Below are 12,575 nucleotides of genomic sequence, written 5' to 3'. Positions count from 1 at the left end.
CATAATAAGGAGCCAGTCGGTTTTGCTGACTGGCTTCTTCTTTTATCGGAACCGGTTATTTAGCGCGATGTAAAATCAGCGTCCCGGTGGGGGCGTGCGGGGCAATGAACCAGGGGCGGGGCATGATATCCAGACCCAGGTTGCGATCATACTTAGACTCAATGTCCAGCAAAGGGGTGTAGGTGTCCATTTCACTCTGGCTGGTGTAAACCAGTACATAGTGAATTGGAGTGTTGTACTGACTGAGAGGCAGGGTGATTTCCAGCCGATCCGGCTCCTGATAGGAGAAAGGGCGGTAGCGGTAGGCTGTCAGGCTGTCAATCAGCAGGAAATCTTCGGTATAGAACTGCACTTGTGGTGCAAAAACGGTCTGGCTGACCAGGCTCGTCAGTGTCAGATCTTGCCGTCTGAGCTGAGGGCTGAGTTTTATCAGTTTGACGAAACTGCGTCCGGAGGATAGCTCTAAGATCACATCATCGCTGGAGAGGGTAAAAAGCACGGGTAATTCATCACAGCAGTTCAGCGAAGGCAGCTCTCTCACGGCGAAAAACAATCTGTTCGCCGACGCTAAGCGCTGGCGTGCATTTTTTGATTCGGTGACACTGACATTGGGCACGCCATTGACCGTATTGGGGCTGAATTCGTCGGTTAATGAACAACTTGTTAATGTCAGTGCCAGTAAGTAAGCAGGCAGGAAGCGCATATCGGCCTCAGCAGTGTTTTACCACCATGTTTCAAACATAGCAGTTGCTGCTGCGGTTGATGGTGTTCAGCGCAACAAGTCACTGGTGAAGTCAGTCGTCCTTTTTCTCACACTTTCATTTTCGTATTGCATGTCTTGCAGCGGTAGATTGCACGGCAGGTCAGTTTTTCCCACAGTGTTCGTTTCACTCGGTATAACATTGGATTATCGCAACACATCTTTCTCTCAGATCGTTCAACAATGACAGATGCCGGCAGTGTAAGCCGTACAGTTGCTTATCAGTGTGACATATATCACATCAGCTTTATTGGTGACACAAATCTGACTGTAGCGTGACGCAATATTGACTTATGGTAGCGATTTTTTGCTTTTTACGCTTTATAAACAAGACATTAAGCATCATGAGGCGAGAGTGTGTGTGATTGGAAACCGGGGGTTGTTCAGTCGGTGAATGGGAGCTTTGCTCCCACAAATAACAATGTCACAGGTTCAAAAGGTGGGGAAAAGGAAGTCAGAACCTGCCGTGATGCTAGATTTTCGTTTTTTTGTTGCAGCTCTTGCAAAGATAGATGGCTTTACAGGTTAATCGTTGCCAGATGGCGCGTTTAACCCTGGTTAAATTGGGAGAATCACAACACATTTTTTTTCCTTTTTTAGTGTGTTTTTTGACAGCAAGCAAAGTGTAATGCACATCGTTGCTCAAATGGAAGTGATATTGCTCGCAAAATTTCGTGGAAGACGATGATAATGACGCTAATAAGACTGAATTTTGACGATTTATTTCAGTTGGTTACTGGTGTGTGACGATATATTGACGACATTCAGACATAAAAAATGCCGAACAAATGTCGGCATAATTGTTCGCGTTTCCGTTTATTTTCCGGCTCAGCCCAGCGCCAGCCAGATACCGACGCCCATCATCAAAGTGCCGGCAATACGGTTGAGATACTGCAGATTGTCGCCTTTGGTCAGGAACAGACGCAGACTCTTGCCGCCATTCGCATACACCAGCAAAGCAACGAACTCGGTCATCAGAATGATAGTCAGCAACCCGGCCATTTGAGGTGCCATTGGCAAATCAATGTTAATAAAAGGTGGCAGCAGGGAAATCATAAATGCCCAGCCTTTAGGATTGGCGATGGCCGTGATGAATCCCTGAGAAATGAGCTGTCCCCGCTGTGTCACTGTGGGTGTCTCTAGGTTCAGTGACATTTTACCCCGGTTGCGCCACATATTAATGCCAAGCCAGAACAGATAAGCACCGCCAACCCATTTGAGCGCACTGAAAAGCTGAGGATAGTTCAGCATGACGGTGGCAACGCCCATCACGGCCGCAATGGCAACCAGAGCCACCCCGAGCAGTTCACCCATCATCATCCAGAGTGCGCGTTTAACGCCAATGCTCATTCCCAGTGTCATGGCGAGCGTCATGCACATACCAGGTGTAATCGAAACAAAGAAAAAAGTAGGGATAAATGCGCTTAATAGGGTGAGATCCAACATATACATCCTGACATATGTGTAAACAAAAACGATTGTCAGTGTAATCAGTTTGATAGGTCGTGGGTAGTGTTTTGTGACATCAACCTTGCCCGGATAGAGGGTGTGATGAAAATAAAAAGTGAGGCGCTTCACGCTTTACGACTATCACTTTTTTGCCGTGAATCAGCACAGAGTTGACTGTTTCTATTGTTAGTTTTGTTAATAAAGTGACTGAGTATCAGTATGTTAGCGGTTAACTGCTCGTCACCATGAATCTCTCTTGCCATAGAAGAACTGGACAGTAATCGTAATTATTGTGACAAAATGAGACGAGTGATATCGATTTGATTTGACGCGGTCGAATTTTGTGCATAAATTTAACTCAAATGAAATATCTTTAACATCTCGTAAACATCTTTCACTGAGAGCAAAAATATTTCATTCACTGGTTTATTTCTCAATCTGAAGCTTGGTCGCGGTATCACAAGCTGGTGGCAGTAGGTTGAAAGTTCGTAATCCCCCAAACAAAGGAGAGTGGGATGAGCAAGTTACGTGTCATGAAGAAAACGCTTCAGATGGCTACCGCCACTGTTGCACTGTCCATTCTGTCCGCTACTTCACCAGCCATGGCTGAAACCAAAGCGCCAACGGCGTTTAAATGTAAGCCGGGTGAAACCTATTACATGAACGTTATGGTATCCGGTGTGGAGTACTGGTTCCCTGTCTATGAAATGATGAAGGAAGCCGCACGCTCAATGGGTTGTAAAACTGTCTATACCGGCACCCCGGAATATGATGTGAATAAACAGCTTGCGTCATTTGAGCAGATTCTGGCGAAGAAACCGGCCGGTATTCTGTTGCACCCCATGAACCCGGATCCCTTTATTGAACCTATTAACCGGGCGGCAGAAATGGGTATTCCTGTCGTGACCTTTGCAGCGGATTCGCCTAACAGTAAGCGCGTCTCCTTCATTACCTCTGATAACTATCAGGAAGGTAAATTTGCAGCCGATGCCGTGGCTGAAGACATGGGCGGTAAAGGTGAGTACGCCGTGCTGGAGAACCCGGGTCAGGATAACCACGACAGACGCGTCAGCGCCTTTATTGCGCGCATGAAGTCTAAGTGGCCAGACATGAAGCTGGTGTCCCGCGCGGCCAGTAATACCGATGCCACCAAAGCGTATAACTCTGTAATGACCATGGCGCAGGCCCACCCTAACCTGGGCGCCGTGTTCATGCCTGAAGCAACCTCTGCCATGGGGGCAGCGCAGGCAGCCAAAGAACTGGGCGGTAAAATCCGCGTGTTTAATGCCGACGTGAACGCCAAGATCCTCGACATGATCAAGCAAGGTGAGATCTTCGGTGCGGTGAACCCGAACCAGGGTATGCAGGGGTATATGGGCATGATGCTGCTGTACATGGCGGCGCACCCTAACATGATCGATCCGATGAATGACCATGACCGCGCCGGGTATAACCCAATGAGCGTACCGTTCGTCGACAACGGCTTCTCCATTGTCACCAAAGCCAATGCTGATGATTTCTACTGGGATAAGTACCTGTCGAAACGCGGCACTAAAGGTATTAACGAGTAAGTCCTACCCTGCTGAGGCCCGGTATCCGGGCCTCTTCCCTCAGCATACTCATGGAGGAGAGACGGTGGAAACGTCCAACACAACGCCAGTGCTTGAGATCCGAAATGTGACTAAAACCTTTGGTTCGACAACCGCGCTGAATAATATCCGCTTCGATTTACTGCCCGGCGAAGTACATGCCATTGCCGGTGAGAACGGTGCCGGCAAGTCAACACTGATGAAAATCATCGACGGCATACACCAGCCGGACAGTGGTGAAATGTTTATTAATGGCGAAAAAGTGGTGGTCAGCAGTCCGTTAGAGGCACAGAAACTGGGTATCGGATTTGTCCATCAGGAAATCGCGCTTTGTTCAGATGTGTCAGTGGCTGAAAACATCATGATGGCGAAGATTAACAGCTCGGCCGGCTGGCTGGTGGATTACAAAGCTTTGTATCGTGAAGCCTATGAGGTGGTGAGTCAGCTGGCCGATATTGACCCGAGACAGAAAGTCTCTGATTTAACTATCTCAAATCAGCAACTGGTGGAAATTGCCAAAGCCCTGGTGCTGGACTGCAAAATTCTGATTCTGGATGAGCCGACGGCGGCGCTGACCGATCAGGAAACCGAGATCCTCTTTGCCATTATGCAGACACTGAAAGCGCAGGGGATCAGCATCATTTATATCAGTCACCGTATGGCTGATATTTTTGAGCAGTGCGACCGGGTCAGCGTGTTCCGCGACGGTCATTACATCCATACCAAACGGATAGAGGACACCACACCGCAGGCGATAGTTCAGAGCCTGGTCGGGCGTGAAATTGCCAACCTGTATCCGCCGAAATGCCAGGGTCAGGTGGAAAATAATCCCGTGATCCTGGACGTTGAAGGGCTGTCAGACGGCCACAAATTTAACGACATCGATTTCAGGGTGTATCAGGGCGAAATCTTTGGCGTCGCCGGCCTGATTGGCGCCGGGCGTTCTGAAATGGTGAAAGGGCTTTGCGGTCTGCACTCAAAGCGGCGCGGCAGCCTGAAATTCAATGGCCAGCCGATCACCATTAACTGTTATCGCGATGCCATAGATAAAGGCATTGTCTATCTCTCGGAAGACCGTAAAGAAGAAGGCTTGTTTCTGGATTTATCCATAGCCGTCAATGTCTCTGCCCTCAAGCTGGAACTGGTGTCTGATCACGGTTTGATCAGCAAGGATAAGGAATTTGAGCAAACCCAAACCCTGACTGACAGACTGAACCTGAAAAGTGGCAGCCTGCACCATAAGGTGTCGTCACTGAGCGGGGGCAACCAGCAGAAAGTGGCTCTGGCTAAAATCCTGTCGGTGAACCCTAAGCTCATTATTCTCGATGAGCCGACCCGGGGCATCGATGTGGGGGCAAAATCCGAAATTCATAAACTGATCCGCGATCTGGCCAACGCTGGCGTCGGCATCATTGTCATCTCTTCAGAACTACCGGAAGTCATCGGTCTGAGTGACAGAGTCATGGTGATGCGAGAGTCGCGTCAGATGGGGATTCTGACCGGGGATCAAATCACAGAGCAGAACATCATGCACCTTGCGTCCGGTTCCGCTGAACTGACGCAGGCAGCCGTACAGGCGTAATGCAGGAGAACATAATAATGACTATTGAACATGTATCTACACCCAGCACTTCGGTTAGCAGTAAAAAACGTTCCTTCCGTGATGCACTGGTGCGTGTCAGCCAGATGCGGGAATTCACGCTGATCCTCATCATAGTGGCGATGTTTATCGGCATGAGCTTTGCCTCACCGTACTTCCTGACCTGGGCCAATATGAAAGCCATGCTGCTGTCGTTTTCCACCGAAGGTATAGTGGTAGTGGGTATGACTATGCTGTTGATTGTCGGCGGGATTGACTTGTCGGTCGGCGCGGTGATGTGTCTGGCCATGGTGTTTGCGGCCAAGCTCTTCATGCTGGGCATGAATCCGTGGCTGGCCAGTCTGGCATCTATTGGTTTCAGCGGTTTTATCGGCTGGCTGATGGGCTTGTGCGTCACGCGGCTGGGCCTGCATCACTTCATTGTCACCCTGGCCTTTATGGGTCTGGCTCGCGGTGCCAGTATGATCATCACTCAGGGCACACCCATTTCGCTGTTTACGCTGCCGCCTGAGTTCAAGTTTGTCGGTCAGGGAACCCTGTTCGGTGTGCCTTTCTCTATCATCATTTTCTTTGTGGTGATCATTATCAGTGACTTTCTGCTGCGTAATGCCAAAGCCTTCCGCAAGATTTTCTACACCGGCAGTAACGAGAAGGCCGCGCAATATTCGGGCGTCAACACCAACAAGGTGAAGCTGTATGTCACTGTCTTGTCCTCCGCGCTCTGTGGTCTGGCCGGGATCATCTATATGTCTAAATTCGGTGCGGCAACGCCTAACTTCGGGGTCGGGCTGGAACTCAACATCATCGCCGCGGCGGTGATCGGCGGCGCCAGCCTGAAAGGCGGCGAAGGCACCATCTTCGGGGCCATTCTTGGGATAGCGCTGCTGAGTGTGGTGTCCAGCTCCCTGATTCTGCTCGATGTGTCTGTGTACTGGCAGGAGTTCATTAAAGGACTGATATTGCTGGCGGCAGTCGCGGCGGATCACCATTTGCACCAGAAGTCGAAAGCCAAATCCTGAGAGGGCTGAACTTATGCAAACCACAACGAAAAGCCTGGATGTATCCCGCCTGGTGAGCAAGGTGCTGTTCTCTCATTACAAAGAGAATCGCAGCCAGGCGGAGATCTCGAAAAGCCTGGATTTATCACCCGCCAAGGTGAACCGCATTATCCGTCAGGCGCGGGAGGAGGGGCTGGTCGAAATTATCCTCAATATTCCGCACATGGGGGTAATGGAGCTGGAAAAGCAACTGATGGCACGTACAGGTTTGCCTAAAGCGGTGCTCTGTCCGTCCTATGCTGATGATCCTGTCGTTGGGTTTACACAGATTGCTGAAGTGGCGGCGGAATTTTTACAAGACACCCTGCGTAAGAATGATGTCATCTGTATCAGTGGCGGCAAGGCGCTGGCCACCATAGTGGACGTGATGAAGCCGGTCAAAGGCATGAACGTCACTGTGGTGCCGGCCACCGGCGGGGTGCAGGGCAGGCATTTTACCGATGTGAATTATCTGGCCTCGGCGCTGGCAGAAAAACTGGGGGGACGCTCAATGCAGCTTCATGCGCCCCTGTTTGCAGATACCCAATCGGACCGTGACATGCTGATCAACATGCGGGCCACCAAAGAAGTGCTGGATATGGCCCGGCATGCTGACATCGCGCTGGCGGGCATAGGCGCAGTGGCAAAAGGCGATGAAAGCTATTTTGACCTGCGCCACTGGATCAACGGCGAGAAAGCCCTGGTGGCTGAGAATCAGTGCAAAGGGGAAGTCTTTGCGCACCTTTACGACCAGTCCGGCTCGGCCTGCATTCCGGTGCTGAACGACAAACTGGTTGGCCTGTCGCTGGCGGAAATGCGCCAGATCCCGGTCAGCATCGGCGTCGCAGCCGGGGCTGAAAAAGTGATGCCGATTGCGGCTGCGCTGCGCGGCGGTTTTCTCAATACATTGATCACAGATGAGTCGACCGCACAGGGTGTGCTCGATGCATATTGAAACACAGAAGAATTGTTAACTTGAGAGGGATGACCATGAACAAAAGACAGTTAGGTTTTTCAGGTATTGACGCTTCCGTGATTGGCCTGGGTACCTGGGCCATGGGGGGCTGGATGTGGGGCGGCACCAATGAAAAGGAGGCCGTTGCCGCTATTCAGGAATCGATCACTTGCGGTGTGTCGCTGATTGATACCGCGCCGGCGTACGGACTGGGCCGCTCGGAAGAGCTGGTCGGCAAAGCCATCAAAGGCCAGCGCGATAAAGTGGTGCTGGCCACCAAATGCGGTTTGGTCTGGCACACTCAGAAAGGCAATCATTTTTTCGATGAGGAAGGCAAACCGGTTCACCGTTATCTTGGCCGCGATGCCATTCAGTTCGAACTGGAGCAGAGTCTGCGTCGTCTGGGAACAGATTATATCGATCTCTATATCACCCACTGGCAGGACCCGACCACACCGATTGAAGAAACCATGGCCACCCTGATGGATCTAAAACAACAGGGCAAGATCCGTGCGATTGGCGTCAGCAATATCAGCCTGGATGACCTGAAGCAATACCAGCGCTTTGGCACTGTTGATGCGGTGCAGGAAAAGTACAACATGATTGAGCGTGATCTTGAACAGAGCCTGTTGCCTCACACCCGCGCAACCGGTGTGTCCTGCCTGAGCTATTCCTCGCTAGCGCTGGGGCTGCTGAGCGGAAAAATCTCTGCCGAGCGTACGTTTGACGGCGACGATCAGCGTTTGTCGAATCCTTTGTTTTCCCAGCCAAACCGCCAGAAAGTGCAGCAATTCTGCCAGTCGGTCGCGCCGCTGGCCAATGACTATGGCATTTCGGTCGCCCAGCTGGTGATTGCCTGGACACTGTCGCAACCGGGAATCACCTATGCCTTGTGCGGTGCACGTAATCCGACCCAGGCGGCAGAGAATGCCCGGGCCGGAGAGGTAAACCTGTCCGCTGTGGATGTGGATACCATCAGCACACTAGTGGCTCAGTCGCTCAGTCAGTTACAGACAGACTGATGTGATTCCCACACACAATAAGAATCGATAAGGGGAGCAGTATGGCAGGCGATGGAAAACAAAGGCGGGAACGATTACCCCATGATGCGCATTTCGATGTAGTGATAGTCGGAGGTGGCATCAACGGCATCAGTGTGTACCGGGAATTGTCCTTGCAGGGGGTGAAAGTCCTGCTGGTGGAGAAAGAAGATTTCTGCAGTAAAGCCAGCGCCGCGCTGTCGCGGATGATTCACGGTGGCCTGCGGTATCTGGAGAACGGCGAGTTTGCTCTGGTCAGGGAATCGTTGGCTGAGCGGAACCGTCTGTTGGTCAATGCGCCGCATTATGTGCAGCCGCTAGTCACCACTATTCCGATTTTCTCTCGCTGGTCCGGGCTGTTTTATGCGTTGTTTAACTTCACCGGACTGATGGATAAGCCCAGTCGCCGGGGGGCGCTGGTCATTAAACTGGGGCTGTGGTTCTACGACTTTTTTACCCGTCGCGATCAGCGTCTGCCGACGCACCGTTTCTTTTCGAAGTCCGACACGGCGGCACGCTGGCCACAGTTCGATCCCGCTGTCACCTGCAGCGCCGATTACTACGATGCCTGGATCAGTGCACCCGAGCGTCTGGCGATGGAGGTGCTGGGTGACACGGGCGAGCAAAGCGAGAGCCTTGCCTGTAACTATACCGAACTGCTGAAGCGAGACGGCGAACGTTTTACCCTGCGCGACACCCTGACGGGCGAATCGGTGACGGTAACGGCGGACAAACTGGTCAATGCCACCGGTGCCTGGGTGGATCAGACCAACGATCGTCTGGGACTGGCCTCGGGCTATCTGCAGGGGACAAAAGGCTCTCACATTATTGTCCGGCACCCTGAGTTACTGGCCGAGCTGGACGGGCACATGGTGTTTTATGAGAACCCGGAAGGGCGGGTCTGCATTCTGTTTCCCTACTACGGCAATGTGCTGATCGGTTCGACAGATATTCCTGTGGCTGATCTGGATGCCGTAACCTGTACCGATGAGGAAATTGACTACATGCTCGACTCACTGAAAGCCGTGTTTCCCGCGCTGGTCATTCAGCGGCAAGACATAGTGTATCAGTTCAGCGGTGTGCGTCCGCTGCCGTCGGTGAAAACCTCGACCACAGGGCAGATCCCGCGCAGTCATGCATTGCGGGTAGACAGCACGGAAGATGGTCTGGTTCGCCTGTATTCCCTGATTGGCGGTAAATGGACGACATTTCGTGCCTTCGGGGAAGAAGTGGCCGATCAGATCTTATCGGATATGGTGCACCCCCGCCGGATCTCAACAGCCGACCGGCCCATTGGTGGCGGCAGGGATTTCCCGCAGACAGATATTGAACGCAAAGCCTTTACCAAAGCGGCCCATGTTACATACGCCCTGAGTGAAACCAGAGCTGAAGTGCTGTTACAACGTTATGGCACTCGGAGCCTGGCGGTGATGGCCTATCTCGCCGGCGGTGAGGATGCGATGCTGACCAGCCTGCCGGATTACTCTCGGCGTGAACTGGCGTATCTGATTGAACACGAGGCTGTGTGCCGCACATTGGATCTGCTGCAGCGTCGCACCTCGGTGGCGATTGAAGGGCGGATAGATAATCAGGTACTGGCTGAGGTCACCGAGCTGGTGGCCGCGACGCTGGGCTGGAACGAACAGCAAACGAAACAGGATCTGGCAGAAAGTTGTCGTCAGTTGCCGCTACATCATGGTCTGGATGTCAGTGCTGAACAGGTTGAGCAAATCTGGACCACATCTTTTTCAGGAGGAAACTATGTATATCAGTAAGAAAGTAAGGATGAACCGGCTGTTTAACAATGGCCGCTGTCTGGATGTGGCACTGGATCACGGAGTGTGTAACGAGCCGTCTTTTCTCGATGGCCTGGAAAACATGGACTCGGTAGTCAGTCAGCTGGTGGAAGCCAAACCTGACGCGATTCAGATGAACTATGGTCAGTGCGACCTGCTGCAAAACGTTGACGGCAAAGACAAACCGGCGCTGGTGATGCGTCTGGATATGGGCAATCCGTACAACACCATCCGTCACCGTCATATGTGGGCTGTGATGCAAAATGATCAGGAACCTGTGCTGCAGGCGCTGCAAATGGACGCCGCTTGCGTCGTCGTCAATCTGTTTATGCTGCCTGATGAACCGGATCTGTTCCGCCAGTGTGTGGTCAATATCAGCAAGGTGAAAAACGACTGCGACAAGTACGGCATGCCACTGATGATTGAGCCGCTCGTGATGCAGCCGGCCAGTTCGGGTAAAGCCTATGCGGTAGACGGTGATGCTGAAAAGATAGTGACCCTGGTGCGTCTGGCACGTGAATTGGGTGCCGACATTATCAAAGCCGACCCAACGGCGGAGGCGTCGGAATTCCACCGTGTGGTCGAAGCGGCACGTTGTCCTGTGCTGGTTCGTGGCGGTGGTAAAGAAGACGTGGAAGTGGTCTTCAGCAAGGCGCGTCAGCTGCTGGATCAGGGCGCATTAGGCATGGTGTATGGCCGGAATATTTACCAGCACCCGAACCCGAGCCGTATCGTGCAGGCATTTATGGCGATGATCCACAATAACGCCAGCGTGTCCGATGCACTGGCCATTTATCAGCAGTAATTTCTCACTGTCAGCAAGAAAAGGAAGCGAGCAATGACACCATACGTACTGGGCATAGACTGCGGAAACACGGGAATAAAAGCGGCGATTTTTGATTTACAGGGCCGGGAGATCGGTGCGCTGGGTGATAAAGTGGCGACGTATTTTCCTGCACCGGGTTTTGCTCAGTGCGATATGGCAGCGCTCTGGACGCAGTGCGCGACCCTGATACGCCGCTTACTGGAAGAATGGGCTGTGAAGCCCGAGCAGGTAGTGGCAGTCGGTTGCAGCGGTCATGGCAACGGCCTTTACCTGCTGGATCACGACACTATGCCTTTACTGGCGATCAAATCGCTCGATTGCCGCGCGAATGATCTGGTGCAGACGATAAAAAATCAGCCCGACTATGATTTGATCCAGGAGCTGAACCGTCAGGGTGTCTGGCCGGCACAATCGGCCACACTGCTTTGCTGGCTCAAACAGTATCACCCGGATACCTACCAGAGTATCGGGAGTGTTCTGTTTTGTAAGGACTACCTGAATTTCTGCCTCACCGGCGACATCGCCACTGAATACGGGGATCTCAGTGCCTCTGGGTTATATGATTTTTCAGCCGGGGACGCTTCGGCTGTGTTACTCACCGCATTAAATATCCCAGAGATGCAGCAGGCGATCCCCGATATTAAGGAATGTCAGGATGTTATGGGCCGGGTCAGCACTGAAGCGGCGGCCTTAACCGGACTGGCTGAAGGCACGCCTGTGGTCAGTGGTTGTTTTGATATCGTCGCCTGCGCCATTGGCTCAGGGGTCTGGCAAAGTCAGGCCGCCTCTGTGATCGCCGGTTCCTGGAGCATCAATCAGGTTGTATCGGACACGCTGCCGGGCAGGGATGTCTTTATGGCCTGCCTTTTTCCCGGCCAGCGTTATCTGGCAGTGGAGTCGAGTGCAACCTCGGCCTCGAACCTTGAATGGTTCATCTGTGAATTTTTTAACCAAGAGAAACTGCAAGCTAAAACGGACAGTGTCGATTTTTTTCAGCAACTCAATACTCTGGTCGCCGAGACGGTGATCAGTGATGATCTTCCGCTGTTTCACCCGTATCTCTACGGCGGTTGTGACAATCAGCCGGTGCAGGGGAATTTTTTCGGACTGGCCGGGTGGCATAAAAAATCGGATTTACTCTATGCCGTTTATGAAGGCATTGTATTTGGTCACTTAGAACATGTCGGCCAGCTCAGGCGGGCCGGTCAGCATATCGACTCTGCGGTTCTCAGCGGCGGGGCGGCCAAAAGTCCGGTCTGGAGCCAGCTGTTTGCCGATGTGCTGGATGTCGCGATTCAGACCTCCGACTGCACCGAAGCCGGGGCCAGAGGCGCGGCCATGGCAGCTGCCACAGGGGCAGGCTGTTTTGCGACATTGCAGCAGGCGGTCACTGCCATGGCCAAGCTCAATATTCCCCTTACTCCCAGGCCGCGGCAGCAAGCCATTCTTCATCAGCGATACCAGCGTTACCTGGCTGTGTCGAAAGCCTTGAAAGGACTGACGACTTAATTCTCATATAATCC

General features: G+C 52.3%; 10 protein-coding genes. 8 read left to right on the top strand and 2 right to left on the bottom strand.

The features are described from left to right. Positions 1-55 precede the first annotated feature (55 nt). The gene (locus tag D6M16_RS13710; RefSeq protein ID WP_120512429.1) at positions 56-703 is read right to left on the bottom strand and encodes a MalM family protein; all 648 of its coding nucleotides are present in this window, start codon (positions 701-703) and stop codon (positions 56-58) included. A gap of 885 nt (positions 704-1,588) precedes the next feature. Continuing rightward, positions 1,589-2,203, bottom strand: a complete 615-nt coding sequence (locus D6M16_RS13705) for a LysE family translocator (RefSeq protein WP_205576932.1) — start codon at positions 2,201-2,203, stop codon at positions 1,589-1,591. Between the two features lie 521 nt (positions 2,204-2,724). On the opposite strand from D6M16_RS13705, the gene D6M16_RS13700 reads away from it, so the two are divergent. The 8 genes from D6M16_RS13700 to D6M16_RS13665 all read left to right on the top strand — a co-directional run bounded on the left by D6M16_RS13700 (position 2,725) and on the right by D6M16_RS13665 (position 12,561). Continuing rightward, positions 2,725-3,780 carry a substrate-binding domain-containing protein gene (locus tag D6M16_RS13700; RefSeq protein WP_240435620.1) on the top strand — a complete coding sequence of 352 codons (1,056 nt, stop codon included), beginning with the start codon at positions 2,725-2,727 and terminating at the stop codon, positions 3,778-3,780. A 64-nt stretch (positions 3,781-3,844) separates the two neighbouring features. Further along, positions 3,845-5,380 (top strand): sugar ABC transporter ATP-binding protein, encoded by a 1,536-nt coding sequence (locus D6M16_RS13695; RefSeq protein WP_205576894.1) that lies wholly within the window; start codon positions 3,845-3,847, stop codon positions 5,378-5,380. A gap of 17 nt (positions 5,381-5,397) precedes the next feature. Further along, positions 5,398-6,417 (top strand): ABC transporter permease, encoded by a 1,020-nt coding sequence (locus D6M16_RS13690; RefSeq protein ID WP_120512426.1) that lies wholly within the window; start codon positions 5,398-5,400, stop codon positions 6,415-6,417. 13 nt (positions 6,418-6,430) lie between these two features. Continuing rightward, on the top strand, positions 6,431-7,390 hold the full coding sequence (locus D6M16_RS13685; RefSeq protein ID WP_120512425.1) for a sugar-binding transcriptional regulator: 960 nt from the start codon (positions 6,431-6,433) through the stop codon (positions 7,388-7,390). Between the two features lie 35 nt (positions 7,391-7,425). Continuing rightward, positions 7,426-8,412, top strand: coding sequence for an aldo/keto reductase (locus D6M16_RS13680; RefSeq protein ID WP_120512424.1), 987 nt, complete (start codon positions 7,426-7,428; stop codon positions 8,410-8,412). Positions 8,413-8,453: 41 nt separating this feature from the next. Continuing rightward, on the top strand, positions 8,454-10,205 hold the full coding sequence (locus tag D6M16_RS13675; RefSeq protein ID WP_120512423.1) for a glycerol-3-phosphate dehydrogenase/oxidase: 1,752 nt from the start codon (positions 8,454-8,456) through the stop codon (positions 10,203-10,205). Beyond that, positions 10,192-11,031: a class I fructose-bisphosphate aldolase gene (locus tag D6M16_RS13670; RefSeq protein ID WP_120512422.1), complete on the top strand. Its 840-nt coding sequence runs from the start codon at positions 10,192-10,194 to the stop codon at positions 11,029-11,031. The genes D6M16_RS13675 and D6M16_RS13670 overlap by 14 nt, the downstream gene beginning before the upstream one ends. A gap of 33 nt (positions 11,032-11,064) precedes the next feature. Beyond that, the gene (locus D6M16_RS13665) at positions 11,065-12,561 is read left to right on the top strand and encodes an FGGY-family carbohydrate kinase (protein ID WP_120512421.1); all 1,497 of its coding nucleotides are present in this window, start codon (positions 11,065-11,067) and stop codon (positions 12,559-12,561) included. Positions 12,562-12,575: the final 14 nt, after the last annotated feature.

Source organism: Photobacterium salinisoli (assembly GCF_003614885.1).
GTDB classification, from domain to species: Bacteria; Pseudomonadota; Gammaproteobacteria; order Enterobacterales; family Vibrionaceae; genus Photobacterium; species Photobacterium salinisoli.
The sequence above is the reverse complement of the archived record's forward strand: the minus strand, read 5'-3'. Positions and strand labels throughout refer to the sequence as shown.

Excerpts from the sequence above, each read along its gene's own strand:
- D6M16_RS13690 (WP_120512426.1), top strand. The coding sequence starts at position 5,398 with ATGACTATTGAACATGTATCTACACCCAGCACTTCGGTTAGCAGTAAA.
- D6M16_RS13700 (WP_240435620.1), top strand. The coding sequence starts at position 2,725 with ATGAGCAAGTTACGTGTCATGAAGAAAACGCTTCAGATGGCTACCGCC.
- D6M16_RS13665 (WP_120512421.1), top strand. The coding sequence starts at position 11,065 with ATGACACCATACGTACTGGGCATAGACTGCGGAAACACGGGAATAAAA.
- D6M16_RS13710 (WP_120512429.1), bottom strand. The coding sequence starts at position 703 with ATGCGCTTCCTGCCTGCTTACTTACTGGCACTGACATTAACAAGTTGT.
- D6M16_RS13670 (WP_120512422.1), top strand. The coding sequence starts at position 10,192 with ATGTATATCAGTAAGAAAGTAAGGATGAACCGGCTGTTTAACAATGGC.
- D6M16_RS13680 (WP_120512424.1), top strand. The coding sequence starts at position 7,426 with ATGAACAAAAGACAGTTAGGTTTTTCAGGTATTGACGCTTCCGTGATT.
- D6M16_RS13685 (WP_120512425.1), top strand. The coding sequence starts at position 6,431 with ATGCAAACCACAACGAAAAGCCTGGATGTATCCCGCCTGGTGAGCAAG.
- D6M16_RS13675 (WP_120512423.1), top strand. The coding sequence starts at position 8,454 with ATGGCAGGCGATGGAAAACAAAGGCGGGAACGATTACCCCATGATGCG.